General features: G+C 72.6%; 18 protein-coding genes. 8 read left to right on the top strand and 10 right to left on the bottom strand.

The features are described from left to right. The first annotated feature begins 398 nt into the window (after positions 1-398). The 4 genes from ABEA42_RS05150 to ABEA42_RS05135 all read left to right on the top strand — a co-directional run bounded on the left by ABEA42_RS05150 (position 399) and on the right by ABEA42_RS05135 (position 4,058). The gene (locus tag ABEA42_RS05150) at positions 399-1,118 is read left to right on the top strand and encodes a hypothetical protein (RefSeq protein WP_345501609.1); all 720 of its coding nucleotides are present in this window, start codon (positions 399-401) and stop codon (positions 1,116-1,118) included. Between the two features lie 83 nt (positions 1,119-1,201). Then, positions 1,202-2,482, top strand: coding sequence for a chaplin family protein (locus ABEA42_RS05145; protein WP_345501607.1), 1,281 nt, complete (start codon positions 1,202-1,204; stop codon positions 2,480-2,482). Between the two features lie 120 nt (positions 2,483-2,602). Further along, complete coding sequence (locus ABEA42_RS05140) at positions 2,603-3,562, top strand: SDR family NAD(P)-dependent oxidoreductase (RefSeq protein ID WP_345501605.1); 960 nt, start codon at positions 2,603-2,605, stop codon at positions 3,560-3,562. 100 nt (positions 3,563-3,662) lie between these two features. Then, the gene (locus ABEA42_RS05135) at positions 3,663-4,058 is read left to right on the top strand and encodes a hypothetical protein (protein ID WP_345501603.1); all 396 of its coding nucleotides are present in this window, start codon (positions 3,663-3,665) and stop codon (positions 4,056-4,058) included. 145 nt (positions 4,059-4,203) lie between these two features. Here ABEA42_RS05135 and ABEA42_RS05130 read toward each other — a convergent pair whose 3' ends face one another. Genes ABEA42_RS05130 through ABEA42_RS05115 form a run of 4 tightly spaced genes read right to left on the bottom strand, consistent with a single transcriptional unit; the run spans position 4,204 to position 8,515 of the window. Continuing rightward, positions 4,204-5,058 (bottom strand): carbohydrate ABC transporter permease, encoded by an 855-nt coding sequence (locus ABEA42_RS05130; protein ID WP_345501601.1) that lies wholly within the window; start codon positions 5,056-5,058, stop codon positions 4,204-4,206. After that, positions 5,055-6,188: a carbohydrate ABC transporter permease gene (locus ABEA42_RS05125; RefSeq protein ID WP_345501599.1), complete on the bottom strand. Its 1,134-nt coding sequence runs from the start codon at positions 6,186-6,188 to the stop codon at positions 5,055-5,057. Before ABEA42_RS05125 ends, ABEA42_RS05130 begins: the two co-directional genes overlap by 4 nt. Positions 6,189-6,190: 2 nt before the next feature. Continuing rightward, positions 6,191-7,432, bottom strand: coding sequence for a sugar ABC transporter substrate-binding protein (locus ABEA42_RS05120; protein WP_345501598.1), 1,242 nt, complete (start codon positions 7,430-7,432; stop codon positions 6,191-6,193). Further along, positions 7,433-8,515, bottom strand: coding sequence for a LacI family DNA-binding transcriptional regulator (locus ABEA42_RS05115; protein ID WP_345501596.1), 1,083 nt, complete (start codon positions 8,513-8,515; stop codon positions 7,433-7,435). It lies immediately after the preceding gene. Between the two features lie 202 nt (positions 8,516-8,717). Here ABEA42_RS05115 and ABEA42_RS05110 point away from each other — a divergent pair, with 202 nt between their 5' ends. Together ABEA42_RS05110 and dxs are read left to right on the top strand one after the other, a co-directional pair. After that, positions 8,718-10,844 carry an amylo-alpha-1,6-glucosidase gene (locus ABEA42_RS05110; protein ID WP_345501595.1) on the top strand — a complete coding sequence of 709 codons (2,127 nt, stop codon included), beginning with the start codon at positions 8,718-8,720 and terminating at the stop codon, positions 10,842-10,844. A 73-nt stretch (positions 10,845-10,917) separates the two neighbouring features. Next, positions 10,918-12,786, top strand: a complete 1,869-nt coding sequence (gene dxs, locus ABEA42_RS05105) for a 1-deoxy-D-xylulose-5-phosphate synthase (RefSeq protein ID WP_345501594.1) — start codon at positions 10,918-10,920, stop codon at positions 12,784-12,786. On the opposite strand, the gene ABEA42_RS05100 is transcribed toward dxs, so the two are convergent. From ABEA42_RS05100 to ABEA42_RS05075, 6 genes are all read right to left on the bottom strand, one after another. After that, a complete protein-coding gene (locus ABEA42_RS05100) occupies positions 12,740-14,587 on the bottom strand; it encodes a helix-turn-helix domain-containing protein (RefSeq protein ID WP_345501593.1) in 1,848 nt (615 codons plus the stop codon). The two genes, dxs and ABEA42_RS05100, sit on opposite strands and share 47 nt — an antisense overlap. A gap of 28 nt (positions 14,588-14,615) precedes the next feature. Next, complete coding sequence (locus tag ABEA42_RS05095) at positions 14,616-15,380, bottom strand: 3-hydroxybutyrate dehydrogenase (RefSeq protein WP_345501592.1); 765 nt, start codon at positions 15,378-15,380, stop codon at positions 14,616-14,618. Between the two features lie 249 nt (positions 15,381-15,629). Next, positions 15,630-17,768 (bottom strand): 3-hydroxyacyl-CoA dehydrogenase NAD-binding domain-containing protein, encoded by a 2,139-nt coding sequence (locus tag ABEA42_RS05090; protein ID WP_345501591.1) that lies wholly within the window; start codon positions 17,766-17,768, stop codon positions 15,630-15,632. After that, a complete protein-coding gene (locus ABEA42_RS05085) occupies positions 17,765-18,982 on the bottom strand; it encodes a thiolase family protein (RefSeq protein WP_345501590.1) in 1,218 nt (405 codons plus the stop codon). Before ABEA42_RS05085 ends, ABEA42_RS05090 begins: the two co-directional genes overlap by 4 nt. A 159-nt stretch (positions 18,983-19,141) precedes the next feature. Continuing rightward, positions 19,142-20,314 carry an HRDC domain-containing protein gene (locus ABEA42_RS05080; protein ID WP_345502593.1) on the bottom strand — a complete coding sequence of 391 codons (1,173 nt, stop codon included), beginning with the start codon at positions 20,312-20,314 and terminating at the stop codon, positions 19,142-19,144. Positions 20,315-20,483: 169 nt separating this feature from the next. Continuing rightward, the gene (locus ABEA42_RS05075) at positions 20,484-21,068 is read right to left on the bottom strand and encodes a DUF3000 domain-containing protein (RefSeq protein WP_056884010.1); all 585 of its coding nucleotides are present in this window, start codon (positions 21,066-21,068) and stop codon (positions 20,484-20,486) included. Positions 21,069-21,150: 82 nt separating this feature from the next. On the opposite strand from ABEA42_RS05075, the gene ABEA42_RS05070 reads away from it, so the two are divergent. Continuing rightward, the gene (locus tag ABEA42_RS05070; RefSeq protein ID WP_345501589.1) at positions 21,151-21,975 is read left to right on the top strand and encodes a DMT family transporter; all 825 of its coding nucleotides are present in this window, start codon (positions 21,151-21,153) and stop codon (positions 21,973-21,975) included. Between the two features lie 33 nt (positions 21,976-22,008). Continuing rightward, positions 22,009-23,043, top strand: a complete 1,035-nt coding sequence (gene hemE, locus ABEA42_RS05065) for a uroporphyrinogen decarboxylase (protein WP_345501588.1) — start codon at positions 22,009-22,011, stop codon at positions 23,041-23,043. Positions 23,044-23,054 lie beyond the last annotated feature (11 nt).

Raw genomic sequence — 23,054 nt, 5'->3', positions numbered from 1 at the left:
CAGCCTGGATCCTCTTCAGCCCGGGCAGGGCGAGTGCCAGTGAGCACCCGGTCGAGGACGTCGTCCGGTCGGCGGCGTCGCTGACCGGGTCGGTCCTCGACGTGACCGCGCAGGGCCGTCCCGCCGGCGCCTCGAACGCCTCCGCAACCACGGCCACCGGCGGCTCCAGCTCGACGGCCGACCGGCCGGGGACGAGCTCACCGGGGGCCCTTCCGGCGGAGGAAGCGCCCGCCAAGGCGGCCGCGACGGGCTCACCCAGGGCGGGTGCCGGACACGCACCCCGTCGGCACGAGACCGGGGCTCCGTCCGTACGTGAGGCCCTGGCTTCGTCTGTACGTGAGACCGAGGCTTCCCCCGTACGCGTGCTCGCGGAAGCGTCGAAGTCGTTGCCGCACAACGTGATTCGTGTCCTCACGCCCGAGTCCTCGCCGTCCGGTGCCGCGTCCGGCCTGCGGCCCGTCGTGGCCGCCACGACCCAGACGGTGAGGGCGGTCGTCGGTGAGGCCGTCGAGACGGCGACCGCGACCGTCGACGTCGTGCCGGGTCTCGACCGGCCGGTGCGTGACGTCACCGACGTGGTCGTCGACGTCGTCGACGCGCTCCCCGTCGTCGGGACCCGGCCGGTGGTGGAGCTGCCGCTCCCCGGTCTCGTGTCGCCCTCGAGCTCCTCGCCCTCCACGCCGTCGGCGGAGCCGGTCCCGGACCTCGCCTCGCCGGTCCGACCGGTTGGGGCGGGCGACCGGCACGAGGGCGTCGCGGGACCCGCGAGCCGGGTGTCGGGTCTGCGCCCGCTCATCGACGTCACCGGGGAGCCGGCATCCAGCGGACCTGCGGTGGGCCAGGCCGACGAGGGACGTGCGGCCCCGCGGCCCGCCCCGTCGACCGGGGCCGACGCCACCGACCCGAGCCTGCCGTGGCCGGGCGACCTGCCCGCGCCGGTTGCGCCAGTGCCGGCGCCGTCGTTCGCCGGGGGCGCCGGTCAGCAGCACGGCGCCGACGTCCAGGCGGACCTTCCTCCCACGACCTCGTCGACCCGCGCTGCAGGCCCGGGCTTCGACGGCAACGACGTGCGGGCGCCCGGCGCCCTGAATGCCCGACCCGGTCTCCGACCTGACTGATGTGGCCTCGGCGTCTCCTCGAGACGCGTGAGCACGGCCTGCGCACCGCAGGCGACCACAGCAGACGTCAGGAAGGAAGAACCATGCACGCATACGTGCGTCGAGGGCTGCAGACTGCCCTCATGGTCGGGGGCGGGATCCTGTTCTTTGCAGGGCACGCCTCCGCGGAAGAGAACACCTCCGGCGCGGACGGCGCCCTCGGCGGCAACCAGGTGGCCGTGTCCGCCGCGGTGCCGGTGACGGTCTCGGGCAACTCGATCAGCCTCATCGGCGACTCGAGCTCGTCCAAGGCCGACAGCTCTGCGCAGGGCTCGTCGTCGAGCCCCTCGTCGTCGACCAGCGACGGGACGGGTTCGGTCGGGGGCGGCAACCAGGGTGACCTTGCGGTCTCGGTCCCCGTCAACGTCAGCGGCAACAGCATCTCGGTGCTGGGGGACTCCTCGTCCTCGGGTGCGGACAGCTCGGCCTCGACTGCTGGTGCGGGGTCCTCGGGTTCTGGCTCGGCGGCTGGCGGCTCGGCGGCTGGCGGCTCGACCTCCGGTGAGGACTCGGCTGCTGGTGGCAACCAGGCCACGGCTCCGGTGACGGCTCCGGTCGTGGCCGGTGGCAACGCGGTGTCGGTGGTCGGGGACTCCTCGTCCTCGGGTGCGGACAGCTCGGCCTCGACTCCTGGTGCGGGGTCCTCGGGATCCTCGAGTTCCGGCTCGGCGGCTGGCGGCTCGACCTCCGGTGAGGACTCGGCTGCTGGTGGCAACCAGGCCACGGCTCCGGTGACGGCTCCGGTCGTGGTCGGTGGCAACGCGGTGTCGGTGGTCGGGGACTCCTCGTCCTCGGGTGCGGACAGCTCGGCCTCGACTCCTGGCTCGGGGTCCTCGGGCTCCGGCTCGGGTTCCGGCTCGACCTCGGGTGAGGGATTGACTGCTGGTGGCAACCAGGTCGGCCTCCCGGTGACCGTCCCCGTGGCGGTGGGTGGCAATGCGGTGTCGGTGGTCGGTGACTCCACCACCTCGGGCGCCGACACCTCCGGCACCGACCCGGGCGACGGTACCGACCCCGGCGACGGTACCGACCCGGGTACCGGGACGGACCCCGGCGACGGCACCGGTCCCGGTACCGGCACGGACCCGGGAACGGGCACGAACCCCGGCACCGGTGACGACGCGACCGACCCGAGCGGGGGCGCGGACTCGCTCCCGGTGTCTCAGGCGGCTTCGTCGATCCCGGCGCTGGCGGCACCCGCCGCCCAGGGTTCCCTGGCGATGACGGGGAGCGACTCCCTGCCGCTGCTGGGGATCGCCGCACTCCTGCTCCTTGCAGGACTGCGGTTGCGCGTCGCGTCCAGGCGGTTCGCCGCCCGGGGGTGAACGCGCGCCGGGGCGGGGCGGGTGTCGGCAGCACCCCCACAACGCCCGCTCCGTCCCGGCACCTCAGCCCGCCACGCCCCGGCGACAGGGGTGCTGCCGCGGCCCCGTAGCGTGGGCGCCATGGCGTCATCGTTGACCGGTGCCCTCGACTGGGCCATGGACAAGTCGCTGGTGCTCGGCTACACGCGGCTGGGGCCGCGCATCCGCCGTTCGTGGTGGCCGTCCGACCCCCGCCCCGGCTGCCTCGCGGGGCGCCACGTCCTGGTCACGGGAGCCAGCGGGGGACTCGGGCTCGCGACGGCCGCCGGCCTCGCGCCCCTGGGGGCCACCGTGCACCTGCTGGGCCGCAGCGCCGAACGACTCGACCAGGCGGAGCAGACCCTGCGGGCCGGTATGCCGTCCGCTCGGGTGGAGACGGTGGTGTGCGACGTGAGCGACCTCGACGCCGTGCGCGAGTTCGCGGCGTCCTTCACCGCACGGGTGCCGCAGCTGCATGCCGTCGTGCACAACGCTGGCGTCCTGCCCCCGGAACGGCGCACGTCCGCGCAGGGCCACGAGCTCACCCTGGCGACCCACGTCCTCGGGCCCCACCTGATGACCGGCCTGCTCGCCGACAGCCTGGCCGGAGGGCGCGTGGTCGTGGTGACCTCCGGCGGCGCCTACAGCCAGAAGCTCGCGGTCGACGACCCGGAGTACCTCGAGGGTGAGTACAGCGGCGTCACCGCCTACGCGCGGACCAAGCGCATGCAGATCGTGCTGGCCGAGCTGTGGGCGGACCACCTGCGCGGCCGAGACGTGGCCGTCCACTCGATGCACCCGGGCTGGGCGGACACACCAGGGGTCACCGACTCCCTGCCGGGGTTCGCGACCGTCATGGGGCCGCTGCTGCGCTCACCGGCCGAGGGTGCCGACACCGTCGCCTGGCTGGTGGCCACCGACGACCGGCTCGGCACCGGCGGCTTCTGGCACGACCGCCGTCGGCGTCCGACCCACTACGCGCCCCTCGGCGTGGAGACCGAGGCGCAGCGCCAGCAGTTCTGGCGGTTCGTCGTCGACGCGACGGGCGAGTCGCTCGGCTGATCCGGGTGTCCGCACCCACCGGCATGGCCTAGAATCGAACACATGTTCGAACACGACGGTCTGCCGGCACGGCATCCCGTCACGGCGTCCGGAGCCCGTGGTGCCGACGCGCGCCCGCCGGGCTGAGGCCGTCGGCGCGGTCCCACCCGGGTGGCCGCCGCTCGTCCCGCCGCCGGAGAGCCCGGGCTGGCAGGTGCCGGCGGTCTCGTGGCTGCTCGACCACTGCCCGGCGGACTACCGCTCCTACGCAGGGTGGCGCCGCCAGCCCGTGGCGCTGGCCTGGGTCGCGACGCGTCACATCGACGCCCAGCTCGTGGCCATGCGGCAGGCCTACCGCGAGGTCCGGGTCGAGCTCGGCGACCACCTCACCAGCGAGGGACTCACCCAGGTCCTCGCCGACCTCGAGGCGGAGGGTGTGCGGCTGCTCGCCGCCCGGCGCAGTGCGGGCCTGGTGTACGACGCGCTGCAGGGCAAGCGCTACGTACCCCGCCTCTGAGCCGTCGCAAGGATCCGACGGGCTGGGGACGGGCTGGGACGACGGCCGCCGGGTACGAGCGCGGACGGGCCGGGTACGTCCCCGCCGGCCCGCCCGCGGTCCGTGGCCCGCCGTCGGTGCCGGGCACCGGGCGGGCATGGGGCCCCTACCCCTTGTCGCCGCCCTCGTTGGCGCCCCGGACGAACTGGCGCTGGAAGGCGAAGAACAGCAGGGCGACCGGGATGGTCGTGAGCAGCGCCGCCCCGAGCTTGAGGGGGTACTGCGAGCCGGCACCGAGGTCGCCGCTGGCGAGGCTCGCGAGCCCGGTCACCAGCGTCTTGAGCTCAGGACTCTGCGTGGTCACGAGGAAGTGCGTGAACTCGTTCCACGAGCCCTGGAACGACAGGATCGTAAGCGTGATCAGGGCGGGCCGTGCCATCGGCAGGACCACCGACCAGAAGGTCCGGAACACCCCGGCGCCGTCGATGCGCGCCGCCTCCTCGACCGACACGGGGATCGAGTCGAAGAACTGCTTCATGATGAAGACACCTGCCGCGTCGACCAGCAGCGGCAGCACCATCGCCGAGTAGGTGTCGTAGATGCCCAGGTAGCTGACCATGAGGAACTTGGGGATGAGCAGGGCCACGCCGGGCACGCTCATCACCGCCAGCACGGTGCCGAACAGGAACCCACGACCCCGGAATCGCAGCCGCGACAGGGCGTACCCGGCGAGGCTGTCGAAGAAGACCCGGGCCGCGGTCACGACGAGGGTGATGACGACCGAGTTGGTCAGCCACCGCATGATCGGCACCGAGGTGTCGCCGCCGATCCCGAAGATGCGCTTCCAGGCCGTCGCGTCGAAGGGACTCGGGACCAGGCTGAGCGGGTTGTCCGTCGCCGCGGCGTCGGTCTTGAACGACGTCGCGATCTGGATGAGGAACGGGTAGAGGTAGATGACGGAGAAGAGGACGAGCACGACGTAGAAGAGGATGAGCTTCCAGCCCTTGGTGCGATGGTTCACCTCAGGCCCCCCGCGTTCGACCCCTGCTGCATGGATACGGCGACACCGGTGGCCTGCTTCACCCGGCGGGAGACCTTGGGGTCCTTCTCCCGCATGAGCCACCGCTGGAAGGCGGTCAGGGCGATGATGAGCAGGAAGACGATGAACGACATCGCGGCGCCACTTCCGTACTGCAGGCTCGTGAACGACTGCTTGTAGGACAGGAAGGCAGGCGTCAGCGTGGTGTTGGCCGGGGCGCCCTTGCCCATGACGTAGATCTGGTCGAAGACCTGCCAGGTGCCGATGAGGCCCAGGGTGGTGACCAGGAAGATCGTCGGCTTGAGCATGGGGAGGGTGACGTAGCGCAGCTTCTGCCACGGGGACACCCCGTCGAGCAGGGCGGCCTCGTCGACCTCGCCCGGAAGGTCCTGCAGGGCGGCGAGGAACATGAGCATGAAGGTCCCGGTGGTGGTCCAGATGGCCAGGATGATGACGACGCACATGGCGACCGACGGCCCGGAGATCCAGTCCCACACCGAGCGCCCGAGCACCTCACCCTGCGCCCATGACGGGTTGTCGCCGACGCCGACGAGGTCGAACAGGATGTGGAAGAGCCCACGCGAGTCGCTGAACCACGCGGGCCCGTTGATCCCGAACGCCCCGAGCACCGCGTTGACCGCACCCGAGTTGGCGAACAGGAACAGGAAGACGACGCTGATCGCGATCGAGCTGGTCACCGAGGGGAAGTAGAACGCGGTCCGGAAGAAGCTCTTCCCCTTGAGGAACCGGTTGCTCACGATGAGCGCGAGGAAGAACGAGATGGCGGTCTGCAGCGGCACGACGAAGAAGACGTACCAGAAGTTGTTGCCCAGCGACTGCATGAAGCTGGCTCGCTTGAGGCCGTCCTCGGTGAACAGCGAGGTGTAGTTGCGCGTCCCGACCCACTGCGCGTTCTGGCCACCCTGGAACGGCGAGCCGTTGCCGTTCCAGTTGGTGAAGCTCACGTAGAGCGCCATCAGCACGGGGATGAACAGGAACACGCCGAGCACGACGATCATCGGCGCGGTGAAGAGCCAGCCGGCCACGCCCTCGCGACCGCGGATCCCGCCGCCGCCACGGGGGCGGCGACGGGATCCGGTGGTGGTGGTCACGGTCACTGGCCCTTGAGCGCCGCGTCGCCGTTCTTCTGCAGGGTGGCGAGGATGGACTTGGGGTCCTTGGACGCCAGCTGCTCGAGGTCGGTGTTGAAGGCGGCCATCACCGGGTCGAAGCCGGGGAGGTTGACCGGCCCGGTGCCGTAGTCGCCACCGGCCGCGAAGGCGGCGTCGTCGGGGAACGCGGCGGCGTACTGCTTGGCGCCCTCGGTCGTCGACGGCATCACGCCGAACGCCTTGGCGAAGGCCATCTGCTGGTCGACCGACGTGAGCGACTTGACCAGGTCGACCGCAGCCGCCTGGTTCTTGGACTTGGCGGCGATGCCCCAGCAGTTGCTGAAGAGCAGGGTGCCCTTGCCGGCGGGACCGGCGGGGAGCTCGACGATCTTGGCCTTGACGTTCGGGAAGTCGTTCTTGAGGGCACCGCGGATCCAGTTGCCCTCGATCGTCATGGCGGCCTTGCCCTTGCCGAGCGCCTCACCGCCCCAGCCCGCGTCGACCTGCTTGGCGTACTTCATCGACCCCGACTTGAGGAGCTTCTGGGCCTCGGTGAGGCCGGCTGCGTTCTCGCTGGAGTCGGCGGTCACCGACTTGCCGTCCTCGCTGACGACCCAGCCACCGGCCTGGCGCATGAAGACACCGAGGCGCGCCCACTCGCCGCTGACGACGAGGCCGGTGACCTTGCCGGAGGTGAGCTTCTTGGCGACGGCCTCGAGACCGGCCCAGTCCTTCGGGATGTCGGCGTCGGTCAGGCCAGCCTTGGTCCACAGGTCGGTGTTGATGACCAGGGCCAGGGTGGAGAAGTCCTTCGGGGCGCACTGGAGCTTGCCGTCGTAGGTGTAGGTCTTGACCAGGCTGTCGAGGAAGCCGGCGTCCTTGACCTGGTCGCCGTAGGCGTAGAGGTTGCCCGCCTTGGCGAAGTCGCCGATGCGGCCGGCGTCGGCGTAGAACACGTCCGGCGGCGTGCCACCGGCGAAGCCCTGGCCGAGCTGCTGGTTGAGGTCGGAGGCCACGACGACCTCGGCGGTGTTGCCCGACTTCTTGCTCCACGCGTCGGCGGCCGCCTTGACCGCTGCGGTCTCGGCGTCACCGGACGTGCCGATGAGGATCTGCAGCTTGGCCGGGCCGGAGGACTGCTGCTTGCTCGAGCTGCCCTTGTCGAAGCCGCCTCCGCCGCAGGCGGAGAGAGCGAGTGCGGACGTGGTCACGAAGACCAGCCCCAGTGTGGTGGTGCGCCTCATTTACTGCTCCTCGGTGATGGGTGTGTCGCGGGGCCGGGTGGCCGGCGACGATGGGGTGCGGGTGGTGCTGGAACGAACCGTGAGCACGGGGGAGAGCAGCACGGGTCGGGGGCTCTGGGGGGAGGTGAGCAGGTCCCAGGCGGTGCGGGCCGCCTCGGCGATGGGCTGCCGGATGCTCGTGACGGACAGCGCCTCGGCCACGTCGGTGTCGTCGAAGCCGACGACGCCGATGTCGGCACCGAGGGCCAGGCCGGTGTTGCGGACGGCACGGACCGCGCCGAGCGCGAGCATGTCCGAGGCGCAGACGACGGCGCTGCCCGGGCCGAGGCGGCGCAGGAGGCGCTCGGCCGCGGCGGTGGCCTGGTCGAGGTCCTGCACGGACTCCTCGGCCTCGACCGCGCTGGCCGTGCGGCCGGCGTCGGCCAGGCCCGCGAGCCAGCCGCTGCGGCGGTCGTCGCCGACGGGGGAGCCCGCCGGCCAGCCGAGGAAGCCGATCCGCTCGTAGCCCGCGGCCACGAGGTGGGCGACGGCGTCCCGTACGCCGGTGCCACCGTCGACGTCGACCCACTGGAGCAGCTCGGGCAGGTCCCAGACGCGGCCGAACGCCACGAAGGGGACGTGATGGTCGAGCAGCCACTGGGGACGGGGGTCGCCGGGGCGGGTGTCGGCGAGGACGAAGCCGTCGACCAGGCCGGTGGCCAGGGTCTGCCGGTAGCCCTCGATGACGTCGTCGGGGTCCGGGGCGAAGGTCATCAGGTGCGAGCCGTGGGCAGGCGCCGCCACGGTCAGCTGCACGAGGAACTCGTCGAGGATGTGGCCCATGCGGCCGTGGCCCGAGGGGTTGACCTCGAAGCCGTAGGCGGCGGCCTTGCGTCGGCGCAGCTGCTGGGCGGTGACGTGAGGGGTGAAGCCGAGGCGGTCGATCTCGCGCAGCACCCGCTCGAGGGTGGGGGCTGCGACCTTGTCGGGACGGTTGAGGACGTTGCTCACGGTCTGGCGCGAGACCTGGGCGGCGCGGGCGACGTCGACGATGGTGGCGCGCCCCGGCGGGATGTCCGCCGTCGCCCTCGTCAGGTCCGTCATCGATCGCTCCCTCGCGATGTGATCGTTCAAACCGATACGGGTTTGAACGTTCCAATGAATGGGAGCATGCTCTACGCACCGGGCGCCGTCAAGGGCATGATGGGACGGCACGCCGGGATCCGACCGGGCAGAGGCGTCCGTGACCCCACGCCGCCGACAGCCCGCTGACCTGCCCAGACGTCCACGGAGAGAAGGCCCACAGGTGTCCGACCACGAGGCGGCAGACGCTGCGACCACGGCGACCGCGGCAACGACCCCGCCGCCGAGGCAGCCCTGGCTGCACCAGCTCAACGTCTGCGTCAACGGCAACGCGACGGCGCTGTCCTCACCCGGCGGCGACATCGAGCCGGGCACGGCGCAGGGCCTCTACGTCGACGACGTCCGGGTCCTGAGCGAGGCGACCGTGCGCATCGACGGCGAGGCCCCTGCCTTCGTGGCCGAGGGTGCGAGCGGTGCCCGGGCCGAGTTCGTCCTGTCGGCCCGCAACCTCGGCAACCCCGGGCCCGACCCCACCGTCGAGGTGCACCGCACCCGCGTGCTCGAGGACGGCGCCATGGTCGAGCGGCTCGTCCTCACCTCGCGGGCGAGCGGCACCGTCCGTGCCCGGGTGGTCGTCGAGCTGTCCGCCGACGGTGCCCCCATCGGTTCGGTCAAGGCCGGTCACGTGGTCCACCCGGAGGTCGCCCCCGAGGTCGACGGCGACGCCCTGGTCACCACCTTCGAGCGCCACACCACCCGGACGACCTTCGAGCCGGCCCCGGCCGCCCTCCTGGTCGGCGGCGGTCGGGCGGTCGTCGAGCTCGACGTGGTCGTCGAGCCGGGGGAGAGCACCTCGACCACCATGCGGCTCGATACCAGCAGGTCCTCGACCTCGGTGCTCGACGCCGACCCCGGCCGCTCCGCCGTGGCCTGGGACGGCGTGCGTGTCGTCGCGGACGACCCGCGCCTCGCGCACGTGGTCGACCACTCCATGGACGACCTGCGGCACCTGCTCCTGCTCGACCCCGAGGACCGGGCTGATGTCTTCGCCGCAGCCGGAACGCCTTGGTACCTCACGCTGTTCGGACGCGACTCGATCTGGGCCGCCCGGATGATGCTGCCCTTCGGCACGGACCTGGCCGCCGGCACCCTGCGTGTCCTGGCGCGCCGCCAGGGCACCACCGACGACCCGCGCAGCGCCGAGGCGCCGGGCAAGATCCCGCACGAGCTGCGCCGCACCGCATACCTCGACCCCGAGAGCGGGCTGGCGCTGCCGCCGGTCTACTACGGCACCGTCGACGCGACCGCCCTCTGGGTCACGCTGCTCGTGGAGGCCTGGCAGTGGGGCCTGCCGGAGGCGCAGGTGCGTGAGCTCCTGCCCAACCTCCGTGCGGCGATCGAGTGGCTCACCACGAGCGGCCAGCCCGACGAGGACGGTCTGCTCAAGTACCTCGACACCTCCGGCACCGGCCTGGCCAACCAGGGCTGGAAGGACTCCGGCGACTCGATCCGCTGGCGGGACGGACGGATCGCCGACGGGCCCATCGCGCTCGTCGAGGCGCAGGCGTACGCCGCGGAGGCGCTGGCGGGCGCGGCCCGGCTCCTGCGGGCCCTCGGCGAGGACGGCGCGGACGGGGCCGAGAAGCACGCCGCGGACCTCCGGGACCGGATCTCGGAGCGGTTCTGGGTGGAGACCGACGCCGGGCGCCACCTCGCCATCGCCGTGGACGGGCACGGTGACGCCGTCGACGGCCTCGCCTCCAACATGGGCCACGTGCTGGGTACGGGGGTGCTCACCCCGGCGGACTCGGCGTCGGTGGCCGCGCAGCTCACCGGACCCGAGCTGCTCGACGAGTTCGGCATCCGCACCATGGGCTCCGGCAACGGAGGGTTCAACCCCATCGGCTACCACACCGGGTCGATCTGGACCCACGACAGCGCGATCGTGGCGCTCGGCCTGGCCCGCGAGGGCCACCGTGCAGAGAGTGCGCAGGTCGCCACCGCGCTCGTCGCGTCCGCCGAGGCCTTCGACTACCGCTGGCCCGAGCTGTACTCCGGGCTGCCCATGATGGGCAGGCCCTCGCCGTACCCCGCGTCGTGCCGCCCGCAGGCGTGGTCGGCCGCCTCCGCCGGCGCGCTGGTCACGGTCGCGCTCGGGCTGCGTGCCGACCTGCCGGCAGGGGTCCTGGAGGTCGACCCCGTCGTGCCGCCGCCGTTCGGCGCGCTGCGCGTGGAGGGACTGCGGCTCGGGGACGCGACGGTGAGCGTGAGCGTTGACCGGGATGGGCGCGCCGAGGTGACCGGGGTGCCCGAGGGCGTCGAGGTCAGGCTGGGCGGCGCCAGCGCTTAGACTCAGTCGCTTGCCCGATGTCATACGCGACGTCAGGGGACGGGCGACCGACAGTGTGAAAGGACGGCCCTGCGTGGGACTGCTCGAGACCATCAAGAGCCCTGCTGACCTCAAGGCGCTGCCCGCCACCTCGATGGCACCCCTCGCCGAGGAGATCCGCACGTTCCTCGTGGAGTCGGTGTCCCGGACCGGCGGGCACCTCGGGCCCAACCTGGGCGTCGTCGAGCTCACCATCGCGCTGCACCGCGTCTTCGACAGTCCCCGGGACACGATCGTCTTCGACACGGGCCACCAGTCCTACGTGCACAAGCTGCTGACCGGCCGCCACGACTTCAGCAAGCTCAAGAAGCAGGGCGGCCTGTCGGGCTACCCGAGCCGGGCCGAGTCCCCCCACGACGTGGTCGAGAACTCCCACGCCTCCACCGCCCTGTCCTGGGCGGACGGCATCGCCAAGGCCCGCCGGATCAAGGGTGAGCGCGGGCGCCACACGGTCGCGGTCATCGGGGACGGCGCGCTGACGGGCGGGATGGCCTGGGAGGCGATCAACAACATCGCCGCCGACAAGGACCTGCCGCTGACCATCATCGTCAACGACAACGAGCGCTCCTACGCGCCCACGATCGGTGGGCTCGCCGAGCACCTCGCGACCCTGCGCACGACCCGCGGCTACGAGCGGTTCCTCGACTGGGGCAAGAACACCCTGCACCGCACGCCCGTGGTGGGCGGCGCGATGTACGAGACGTTGCACGGCATGAAGAAAGGCATCAAGGACATCGTCGCCCCACAGGGGATGTTCGAGGACCTCGGGCTGAAGTACCTCGGCCCCGTGGACGGCCACGACGAGGCCGCCCTGGAGTCCGCCCTGCGCAAGGCCCGGGCGTTCGGGGGACCGGTCCTGGTCCACGTCATCACGCAGAAGGGGCGCGGCTACCAGCCGGCCGTCAACGACGACGCCGACCAGTTCCACAGCGTCGGCAAGATCAACCCCGAGACGGGCCTGCCCTTCGAGGTCAGCGGACGGATCTGGACCGACGAGTTCAACGACGAGATGGTGGCCCTCGGCGCCGAGCGCCCGGACCTCGTCGCCCTGACCGCCGCCATGCTCATCCCGGTGGGGCTGGACGGGTTCGCCGCCGCCTACCCGGACCGGGTCTTCGATGTCGGCATCGCCGAGCAGCACGCCGTGACCATGGCCAGCGGCCTCGCCTTCGCGGGCCTGCACCCCGTGGTGGCGGTGTACGCGACGTTCCTCAACCGGGCGTTCGACCAGCTCCTCATGGACGCGGCCCTGCACCACGCCGGGATCACCTTCGTGCTCGACCGCGCCGGAGTCACCGGCAGCGACGGGGCGTCGCACAACGGCATGTGGGACATGGCGATCGCGTCCATCGTCCCGGGGCTGCGGCTCGCCGCGCCGCGGGACGGCCAGCAGGTGCGGCTGCAGCTGCGCGAGGCGGTCGAGGTCACCGACGCGCCGACCGTCCTGCGCTTCCCCAAGGGTGACGTCGGCGCGCCCGTCCCCGCCCTGCGGCAGCAGGGCACCCTCGACGTGCTGCACGAGACGTCGCGGGAGGGCTGCGACCTGCTCGTCGTCGGGGTCGGGGCGTTCGCCGCGCTGTCCGTCGACGTCGCCGGCAAGCTCGAGGCGCAGGGGCTGCGCGTCACGGCCGTCGATCCCCGGTGGGTGCTGCCCGTCAGCGACGACCTCGTCGAGCTGGCCCGGTCGGCAGGCGCAGTCGCGGTGGTCGAGGACAACCTCGTGACCTCGGGCGTCGGCGCGGCCGTGACGATCGCCCTGCGCGAGGCCGGTGTCGACGTGCCGGTGCACCTGCACGGCATACCGAAGGCGTTCCTCGACCACGCCTCGAGGGGTCAGATCCTCGACGAGCTGGGGCTCACCGCTGACGCGGTCGCGACGTCGCTGGCGACGCACCTGCACTGAGCCGACGCAGGCGCAGTGCCAGCTGCAGCTCCAGGGCGGTGTCCGGGTGCTGCCAGCTCGGCCCGAGCAGCGCGGAGATGCGCTCGAGCCGCTGGCTCACCGTGTTGACGTGCACGTGCAGCTCGGTGGCAGCGTGCCGGGGGCTGCCGCCGGCGTCGAAGTACGTCTGGAGGGTCTTCACGAGCTCGGACCCCCGCCGGGAGTCGTAGTCGAGCAGCGGGCCGAGGTGGGTGTGCACGTAGCCGTCGACGTCCGGGGCCGACCCGACGACCAGACCCGCGAAGCCCAGGTGGGCCGCGCTGGCGCCCTGGCCGGCGAGGCCCAGTGACCCCAGGGCCTGCACCGTGCGCACCGCCTCGGCCCAGACGGGAGGGACGTCGCCCGTGAGGGTCACGGGCCCGGCCGCCCCCACACTGACCCGGCCCAGGCGCGCGAGTCGGCGGGCGAGCTCGACGGCGGCCTGCTGGGCGTCGAGGGAGGGCACGAGGGCCACCACCCGGCCGTCGTGCTCACCGACCACCGAGCCCGGCCCGGCGGCAGCATGGGCAGCGAGGAGCAGCGTGCGGCGGGGGACCTGGTCGTCGGCGTCGGCCACGAGGACGGCGTGCCGGGCGGCCGGGTCGACCCCCTCGGTGCGCGCGCGGGCCGCCAGGCTCTGCGGGTCGCCGCGGCCGCTGACGAGGTCTGACACGAGGTCGGTGCGGACCCGCTGCTCGGCCTCGGCGGCGGTGCGCTCGAAGAGCAGGACGAGCGCGGTCACCACGGCCGCGCGCTCCACGGTGCGCCGGTCGGCGTCGTCGAGCACGCCCACCCCACCGAGGACGAGGGCACCGAGCGGCGTCTGGGGCGCCTTCACCCCGATGGCCCACTGGTCGCTGTCGGGGTCGTGCGCCAGCCGGCCGGACGAGTACGTCATCGAGACGGCGGGGGAGGCGGACAGCCCGCCCGAGCGGGGGTCGTCCACGGGGGCGGCGCCGTGCGTGCTCAGGCACTCGCCCTCGGACCCGAGCAGGGCCACCCAGCCACCGAGCAGGTCACCGAGCGCCTTGGTGATGTCGTCGACGCCGCCACCGGCGAGCACGAGCTCGGCGAACCGGTCGTGCGCGGCCGCCGCCCGCTCGACCCCTGCGGTGTGGCGACGCACCTCGTCGGCGGTCCGCGTCTGGACGATGGAGACGGCGGCCAGGGCGGCCAGTGAGCCGAGGAGGGCGACCTGGTCGGGGGAGAAGGGACGCGGCGAACGGTTGGCGGCGAAGAGCACCCCGACGAACTGGTCCTCGACCACCAGGGGCGTCCCGCAGATCGACACCAGGCCCTCGTCGCCGACGGCGCTGTCGATGGTGCCGGTGTGCTGGAACCTCTGGTCGTGGAGGTAGTCGGCGCTCCAGTAGGGCTTGTGCGTCGACGCGACGAGGCCGCCGAGCCCGTCGCCCAGCGACAGCCGGACGGTCTGGAACTCGACGCTCACCGACCCGTCGGTGGCGCGCATGAACGTGTCGCCGGCAGCCGGGTCGTAGAGGGTGAGGTACGAGACGTCGGTCCCCAGCAGCGTCCGTGCGCGGCGGACGATGGCCTCGAGGATGCCGGAGGGGTCGCGCAGGGCGGCGAGGTCGCGCGCGGTCTCGACGAGGGCGGTGAGCTCTGCCTCACGCCGGCGCCGTGAGTCGAACGCGGCGCGCACGCGCAGTGCCAGCTCGCGAGCCTCGCCACCGGGGTCGGTGACGCCGCCGAGCTCGGATGCCGGAGCCCCCTCGGCGAGCAGGCGCAGCAGCGTCATCGCGGGGGAGTCGTCGGCATCCATCGAGTCGGATCCTAGGCGGCGACCGACCTCAGTGGGCCGTCCAGCCACCGTCCATCGCGAACGACGACCCGGACACCGAGCCCGCGGAGGGACCGCAGAGGAAGGCGACGAGCTCGGCGACCTCGGAGGCCTCCACGAGGCGCTTGACCGCCACCGGCTCCAGCATCACCTTGGCGACGACCTCCTCCTCGCTGATGCCGTGCGACCGCGCCTGGTCGGCGATCTGCTTCTCGACCAGCGGCGTGCGCACGTAGGCGGGGTTGACGCAGTTGCTCGTCACCCCGTGCTCGGCGCCCTCGAGCGCGGTGACCTTGGACAGGCCCTCCAGACCGTGCTTGGCCGAGACGTAGGCAGCCTTGAACGGGCTCGCGCGCAGCCCGTGCACGCTGGAGACGTTGACGATCCGGCCGAAGCCCTGGGCGTACATGTGCGGCAGCACCCGCCGGGTCAACCTGAACGGCGAGGTGAGCATGAGCCGGATGATGAGGTCCCAGGTCTCCACGGGGAACTCGTGGATGGGGCTGACGTGCTGGATGCCGGCGTTGTTGACCAGGACGTCGACGCCCTCGGGGAGCCGGTCGACGGCATCGAGGTCGGACAGGTCGGTGGGGAGCACCTCGACGTCGTCGACACCGGCGAACCGGCCCAGCCCCTCCGCGTCGCGGTCGACTGCCCAGACCCGGGCGCCGGCGGCGGCGAGCCGCTCGACGCAGGCGGCCCCGATCCCACTCGCCGCCCCGGTCACCAGGGCGGTGCGTCCGGTCAGGTCGAGGGTCCCAGGCGTCGTCGGCATGCCCGCGAGACTAGGTCGGTGCCGTACGGGCGAGCATGTGGCGACGAACCACAGTTCTGCGCGGTCCTGTGTGGCGCGCGAGGGCAGGTGGGGGAGTGCCCTCGTCTCCCCGCGCCCGGCCCTTCGCCTGCTGCGGCAGGCGAAGGGCCCGACGCGCTCCACGAGCCCGACCGGCGTGGAGGACCGACGCGACGAGGGGCGGTACCCGGCCGAGCCGGGTACCGCCCCTCGCGTGGTGCCGCGTACGGGCTAGGCGGGGACGCTCGCCGCACCAGCCGGCAGGAACCGCTTCCCGGTGACCTTCTCCGAGACGCCCTCGCGGTCGAGCAGTGGCGTGAGGCCGCCGTTCCAGAACTGGAACCCGGCTCCGGTGATCATCGCCAGGTCGAGGTCCATCGGCGCCTGGGCGACGCCCTCGTCGAGCATCCGCCGGGCCTCGTCGGCCAGCACACCGAGCACGCGCTCCCGCACCTGCTCGGTGGTCAGGACCACCGGATCGGCGGGCTTGTCGAACAGGGCCTCGACCTCGGGGTCGACGACCGGCTTGCCCTCGGGCCAGGTGTAGATGGCCGGCTTCTTCGCTGCCACGACCTTGCGCAGGTTCTCCGAGACGTAGAAGCGGTCGGGGAACGCCTTCGCCAAGGTCTCGTTGTTGTGCAACGCGATCGCCGGTCCGACGAGACCGAGGAGGATGAACGGCGGCATCGGCGCGAGGCCGGCGAACGCACGGTCGGCGACCTCGATCGGGGTGCCCTCGTCGACGACCTTGGCGACCTCGCCCATGAACCGGCCGAGGAGCCGGTTGACGATGAAGGACGGCGAGTCCTTGACGAGGATCGTCGTCTTTCTCAGCGTCTTGCCGGTGGCGAAGGCCGTGGCGAGCGTGGCGTCGTCGGTCTGCTCGCCCTTGATGATCTCGAGCAGCGGCATCACGGCGACGGGGTTGAAGAAGTGGAAGCCCACGACCCGCTCGGGGTGCTGCAGGTCCGCAGCCATCTGCGTGATCGACAGCGAGCTGGTGTTGGTCGCGAGGACGCACTCGGCCGAGACGACGGCCTCGACCTCGGCCCAGACCTGCTTCTTGACCGACATCTCCTCGAAGACGGCCTCGATGACGAAGTCCGCGTCGGCGAACCCGTCCTTGCTCGTCGAGCCGGTGACCAGGCCCTTGATGCGGTTGGCCTTGTCGGGGCTGACGCGGCGCTTGCCGAGCAGCTTGTCGACCTCGGCGTGGACGTAGCCGACGCCCTTGGCGACGCGCTCCTCGTCGAGGTCGGTCATGACGACCGGCACCTCGAGGCGCTGGGCGAACAGCAGCGCGAGCTGGCTCGCCATGAGACCGGCGCCGACGATGCCGACCTTGGTGACCTTGCGCGCCAGGGCCTTGTCGGGCGCGCCGGCGGGCCGCTTGGCGCGGCGCTGGACGAGGTCGAACGAGTAGAGCCCGGCCCGCAGCTCGTCGCCCATGACGAGGTCGGCGAGCGCCTCGTCCTCGGCGGTGAACGCCTCGTCACGGGTCGCGGTGCGTGCCGCCGCGACGAGCTGGAGGGCGCGGTACGGCGCGGGCGACTTGCCGCCGGTCTTCAGGTCGACCAGGCCCTTGGCCGCCTTGACCGCTCCGGCCCACTCGGCCTCCTCGCGCGAGACCTCGGGGCGCTCGACCTTCGTCTCGCCGGTGAGGACCTTCGCCGCCCAGAGCAGGGACTCCTCGAGGAAGTCGGCGGGTGCGAACATCGCGTCGGCCATCCCGAGCTCGAAGGCCTGTGGGCCCTTGAGCATCCGGTTGGTGTTCATGGGGTTCTCGATGATGACCTTCAGCGCGTTCGCCGGGCCGACGAGGTTGGGCAGCAGGTAGCAGCCACCCCAGCCGGGGACCAGCCCGAGGAAGGTCTCGGGCAGCGCGATCGCCGGCACCCCGGCGGAGATGGTGCGGTAGTCGGCGGACAGCGCGACCTCGACGCCCCCACCCATGGCCGCGCCGTTGACGAAGGCGAAGGTCGGGACGGGGAGGTCCATGATCGCGCCGAACGCGGCGTGGCCGGCGCGGGCGACCTCGAGGGCCTGCTCGCGGCTGGTCGCCTGGGCGACCGCCTTGAGGTCGGCGCCGACGGCGAAGATGAAGGGCTTGCCGGTGATGCCGACGGCCTGGATCTCGCCCGCCTCGGCGCGGGTGCGCAGGCCCTGGACGACGGTGAGCAGCCCGGCGATGGTCTGCGGCCCGAAGGTGTTGGGCTTGGTGTGGTCGAAGCCGTTGTCCAGCGTGATGAGCGCGAGGACTCCCGCGCCGCCGGGGAGGGTGATGTCGCGGACGGGCGTGTGGGTCACGACCTCCTCGAATCCGGCGGACGACTCGCGGGTCGAGCCGGGAGCAGTGGTGGTGTCGCTCATGCCGCGACCTCCTTGCCGTAGTCAGCGTGGTGCGGGTTCTCCCAGATGACGGCACCGCCCATGCCGATGCCGATGCACATGGCGGTCATGCCGTAGCGGACCTCCGGGTGCTCCTCGAACTGGCGAGCGAGCTGGGTCATCAGCCGCACGCCGGAGGAGGCGAGCGGGTGGCCGGTGGCGATGGCGCCGCCGTACTGGTTGACGCGCGGGTCGTCGTCGGCGATGCCGAAGTGCTCGAGGAATGCGAGCACCTGCACCGCGAACGCCTCGTTGAGCTCGAACAGCCCGATGTCCTCGATGGTCAGGCCCGCCTTGCCGAGCGCCTTCTCGGCGGCCGGCACCGGCCCGATACCCATGACCTCCGGCTCGACGCCGACGAACGCGAAGTCCACGAGCCGCATGCGCACCGACAGGCCGAGCTCCGCGGCGGCCTCCTCGGAGGCGAGGATGCAGGCGGTAGCGCCGTCGTTGAGGCCGGCGGAGTTGCCGGCGGTGACGTTGCCGTGGGGGCGGAACGGCGTCTTGAGCGCGGCGAGGTCCTCGACCGTGGTGCCGGGGCGCGGCGGCTCGTCCTGGGTGGCCAGGCCGTAGCCGAGCTCCTGGTGGCGCGTCGCGACGGGCACGAGGTCGGGCTGGACCTGGTTGTTGGCGTAGGCCTTCGCGAGCTTCTCCTGGGAGCCGACGGCGTACGCGTCGCTGCGCTCCTTGGTCAGCGTCGGGAAGCGGTCGTGGAGGTTCTCCGCGGTGGAGCCCATGACGAGCGCACTGGGGTCGACGAGCTTCTCCGCAACGATGCGCGGGTTGGGGTCGACGCCCTCGCCCATGGGGTGGTGGCCCATGTGCTCGACACCGCCGGCGATGGCGACGTCGATCGAGCCGAACGCGATGGACGACGCGGTGGTGGTGACCGCGGTCATCGCACCGGCGCACATGCGGTCGATGGAGTAGCCGGGGGTGGTCTTGGGCAGCCCGGACAGCAGGGCGGCCATCCGGCCCAGGGTCAGGCCCTGGTCGCCGATCTGGGTGGTCGCGGCGATGGCGACCTCCTCGACGCGCTCCGGCGGCAGCTCCGGATGGCGGCGCATGAGCTCACGGATGCAGCGGATGACGAGGTCGTCGGCGCGGGTCTGGGCGTAGATGCCCTTCTCCCCGGCCTTGCCGAAGGGCGTCCGGACGCCGTCGACGAAGACGACCTCACGAAGGGTGCGGGGCACGGGTGGCCTCCTGGTTGGGTTGCGCGGGTGGAGTGGCTGGCCGTGGTGGCCGGCGCGGGGGCGCGGTCAGCGGCGCCCTGCTCCGATGCTACTTCCCGGTAACAAGAGGTTCACCCGACCCCTCGCGTGAGAGCCGTCACCCCACGGGGGCGCGGGCGCTCACTCGTCGGGGTGGGCCGCGAACGCGGCGGCGACCATGGGGGCCACGATGTCGGTCTGCCAGCGCCGCGCGCCCAGTGCCTGCAGCGCGGCCGCGAAACCGGCCGCGCTGAGGTCCTCCGGCGGCGACCAGATCACCCGGCGCAGCGGCTCGGGGGACAGCACGTTCTCGACGGGTATGGCGCGCTCGGCGGCGAACGCGGTGAGGGCCTCGCGGGTGTCGGCCAGCCGGGCGGCGGCCACGGGGTCGCGCTCGGGCCACGACCGCTGCGGTGGGGGCCCGTCCGACCGCAGGGTCATGGGGGGCAGGTCAGCCTCGGGGATGGCGTTGGCCCGGTTGACGGCCTCGAGCCACTGCCGCTGGTAGCGGCGCACGGACCGGTGCCCGGACGGCAACGTGTCGACGGAGGTCGGCGACGCCATGGCGATCTCGACGAGCACGGCGTCGGGGAGGACGCGCCCGGGGGACACGTCGCGGTCCTGGGCGATGGCGTCCCTCGCCTCCCACAGCTCGCGCACCACCGCGGCGGTACGGCGCTGGCGGACCTTGTGCATGCCGGAGGTGCGTCGCCACGGGTCGACGCGCGGCGACGGGCCCGTGAAGTCGAGCAGGGCCTCGAACTCCTCACGCGCCCAGCCGTCCTTGGCCTGGCGGGCGAGGTCGACACCCATCAGGTTGCGCACGTCGACGAGGACCTCGACGTCGAGCGCCGCGTAGCGCAGCCACGGCTCGGGCAGTGGCCGCGTGGACCAGTCGACGGCGGAGTGCTCCTTGGCCAGCGACAGGCCCAGGTAGTGCTCGACCACCGCGGCCAGGCCCACGCGGGGCAGCCCCAGCAGGCGTCCGGCGAGCTCGGTGTCGAAGAGCTGGCGCGGCCGCAGCCCCACCTCGGCGAGGCAGGCGAGGTCCTGGGTGGCGGCGTGCAGGATCCACTCGGCGTTGCCGATGGCCTCGTTGACCGGGGTGAGGTCGGGGCAGGCGATCGGGTCGATGAGCCAGGTGCCCGAGCCCTCGCGGCGGAGCTGCACGAGGTAGGCCCGCTGGCCGTAGCGGTAACCGCTGGCGCGCTCGGCGTCCAGAGCCACCGGGCCCTCGCCGGCGGCGATCGCGGCGGCCGCCTCGAGCAGCCCCCGCTCGGTCTCCACGACGGGCGGTACGCCGTCGGCGGGCATGTCGAGGGCCACGGGCTCGACGACGGGTGCGCCGTCCTCGGAGGGCTCGGGGAGCGAGCCGTCGGTGGCGTCCTGCGGGAGGAACAGCGAGGCCTCGCGGCCTGCCGGGTCCACGGCAGAGGCCTCGGCGTCGGTGTCGGTCACCGCACCAACCTACCGGGCGCGGTGCTCAGCGCCGCGGCCCAGGCAGCGCGACGACTCCCTCGGGCAGGGGCGGCAGACCGGCGATGGTGCACAGGAGGTCGGACCAGGCGACGAGGTGGGCGCCCACGTTGCCCGTGGTCGGGGTCCACGACGCCCGCACCTCCATCTCCACGCTCGCGGGCCGGTCGGACAGGCCCGCGAAGCTCTCGGAGACGACACGGGTGACCGTGCCCGCCTCGGCGGTGTAGCCCAGGTGGTGGCTCTCGAGCGCGTCGGTGAGCCAGGACCAGCCCACCGCACCCAGCATCGGGTCGTTGGCGAGCTCCGGCTCGAGCTCTGCCCGGGCGAACGTCACCGCACGCCACGCGCCGTCCCACGGGTCGGGGACCGACGGGTCGTGCAGGAGCACGAAGCGGCCGGAGGCCAGCTCGTCCTCGTCGGCCGCGGCCCCGACGACCTCGGCGGTCAGCGCCACGGCGTACGGGGCGATGCGCTGCGGTGCAGGCACCTCGGTGAGCCTGATCTCGGGACGCAACCGCGCGCCCCGCAGGTCGCTCAGCGCCTGCGTGAACTCCGGTGACTGGTCGCCAGGGACCGTTCTGCTGCCCACCGTCAGAGCGTATGTCGCAGGGTGCGATATCACAGGGAGGCTGAGTCCGCGCCGTGTCGCGGGCGCGGGGTAGCGTGCGGCGGTGCTCTCCCTCCTCGCGCTCGCCAGCAGCGTCTGCTGGGGCACGTCGGACTTCTTCGCCGGCCTGTTCTCCCGCCGCCGTCCTGCCGTGGCGGTCGTCGGCTGGACGCAGGCGCTGGCCTTCGTGGTGCTCTGCGTGGTCGTCCTGGCCCAGCACGACCACGTGGTGTGGACCGGGTGGCCGCTGTGGTCGGTCGCCGCCGGGCTCTCGGGGCTGACCGGCCTGCTCTGCTTCTACACCGCGCTGTCCACGGGGACGATGGGCGTCGTCGCCCCGATCGCCGCCCTCGGGGTGGCGGTGCCGGTCCTGCTCGGGGTCGCCACCGGTGACGAGCCGTCGGCCTGGACCTGGGTCGGCATCCTCGTGGCCGTCGTCGGCGTGACCCTGGCCTCGGGGCCGGAGCTGACCGGTGACGTGTCCACCCGGCCCGTCGTGCTGGCTGCCGTCGCGGCGGTGGGGTTCGGGCTGGCGCTGTTCTGCCTCGACCGCGGTGCGCGCACCTCCACGCTGATGACCTTGTGGGGAATGCGGTGCACCTCCGTCGTCGTCTTCGTGGTGGTGGCCGTCGTCGCGCGCTCCCTCGGCGGGGTCGTGGCCCGGGAGGTGCCCCCGCTGCTCCTGATCGGCTGTGGCGACCTCGCCGCCAACAGCCTCTTCGCGGTCGCCTCCTCGAGCGGCGAGGTCAGCGTCGCCAGCGTCCTGGGCTCGCTCTACCCCGTGATGACCATCCTGCTCGCGCGCGTGGTCCTCCGGGAGCGGCTGCGCCCCATCCAGCAGGTCGGGGCCGTGCTGTCCCTCGCCGGGGCCGCCGTCATCGCGTTGTGAGGGGTACGGCGACCGCCACCTAGGATTGCCCGCGTGACCTCCCCCCGTGACTCCGCCCTCGTCCGGGCTGCCCGCAAGCAGCCCGTGACGCACACCCCGGTCTGGTTCATGCGCCAGGCCGGGCGCTCGCTGCCCGAGTACCGCGCGGTGCGCGAGGGCGTCGGGATGCTCGAGTCGTGCCGCCGCCCCGAGCTCGTCACCGAGATCACCCTCCAGCCGGTGCGCCGGCACGGGGTCGACGCCGCGATCTTCTTCTCCGACATCGTGGTACCGCTCGCCGCCGTCGGGGTGGACCTCGACATCGTGGCGGGGGTCGGGCCCGTCGTGGCCGAGCCGTTCCGGACGCGCGCAGACCTCGACCGGCTGCCCGAGCTCACCCCCGAGCACGTGCCCTACATCACCGAGTCGGTGCGCCTGCTCGTGGCCGAGCTCGGGGCGACGCCGTTGATCGGCTTCGCGGGTGCGCCGTTCACGCTCGCGAGCTACCTCGTCGAGGGCGGCCCGAGCAAGAACCACGAGCACACCAAGGCCCTGATGTACGGCGACCCCCGGCTGTGGCACGACCTGTGCGCCCGGCTCGCCCAGGTCTCGGGGGCGTTCCTCGACGTGCAGGCCGCGGCGGGGGCGTCCGCGGTGCAGCTGTTCGACTCGTGGGTCGGTGCCCTGCCCCGGGCCGACTACGAGGAGTACGTCCTCCCGCACTCCCGGACCGCCCTCGCCGCGGTCGCCGGACGGGACGTGCCGACGATCCACTTCGGGGTGGGCACCGGTGAGCTGCTCCCGTCGATGGGTTCGGCCGGCGCCGACGTCGTCGGTGTCGACTACCGGGTCTCGCTGACCGATGCCCTGGCCCGGCTGGGGGGCCGGTACGCGGTCCAGGGCAACCTCGACCCGGCCCTGCTGTTCGCCCCGTGGCCGGCCCTCGAGACCAAGGTGCGCGCGATCGTGGAGGAGGGCCGCGCCGCACCGGGCCACATCTTCAACCTCGGGCACGGCGTCCTGCCCTCGACCGACCCCGACGTGCTCACCCGCGTCGTCGAGCTCGTCCACGAGGTCGGCGCCCGCTGAGCGCAGCCGCC

Origin of the sequence: Pedococcus ginsenosidimutans (assembly GCF_039544395.1) — a bacterium.
GTDB classification, from domain to species: Bacteria; Actinomycetota; Actinomycetes; order Actinomycetales; family Dermatophilaceae; genus Pedococcus; species Pedococcus ginsenosidimutans.
Note: the sequence above shows the minus strand (reverse complement) of the source record. Positions and strands in the feature narration are given on the sequence as shown.

Excerpts from the sequence above, each read along its gene's own strand:
- ABEA42_RS05115 (WP_345501596.1), bottom strand. The coding sequence starts at position 8,515 with ATGACGGACCTGACGAGGGCGACGGCGGACATCCCGCCGGGGCGCGCC.
- ABEA42_RS05100 (WP_345501593.1), bottom strand. The coding sequence starts at position 14,587 with ATGGATGCCGACGACTCCCCCGCGATGACGCTGCTGCGCCTGCTCGCC.
- ABEA42_RS05095 (WP_345501592.1), bottom strand. The coding sequence starts at position 15,380 with ATGCCGACGACGCCTGGGACCCTCGACCTGACCGGACGCACCGCCCTG.
- ABEA42_RS05145 (WP_345501607.1), top strand. The coding sequence starts at position 1,202 with ATGCACGCATACGTGCGTCGAGGGCTGCAGACTGCCCTCATGGTCGGG.
- ABEA42_RS05080 (WP_345502593.1), bottom strand. The coding sequence starts at position 20,314 with ATGCCCGCCGACGGCGTACCGCCCGTCGTGGAGACCGAGCGGGGGCTG.
- ABEA42_RS05120 (WP_345501598.1), bottom strand. The coding sequence starts at position 7,432 with ATGAGGCGCACCACCACACTGGGGCTGGTCTTCGTGACCACGTCCGCA.
- ABEA42_RS05140 (WP_345501605.1), top strand. The coding sequence starts at position 2,603 with ATGGCGTCATCGTTGACCGGTGCCCTCGACTGGGCCATGGACAAGTCG.
- ABEA42_RS05090 (WP_345501591.1), bottom strand. The coding sequence starts at position 17,768 with ATGAGCGACACCACCACTGCTCCCGGCTCGACCCGCGAGTCGTCCGCC.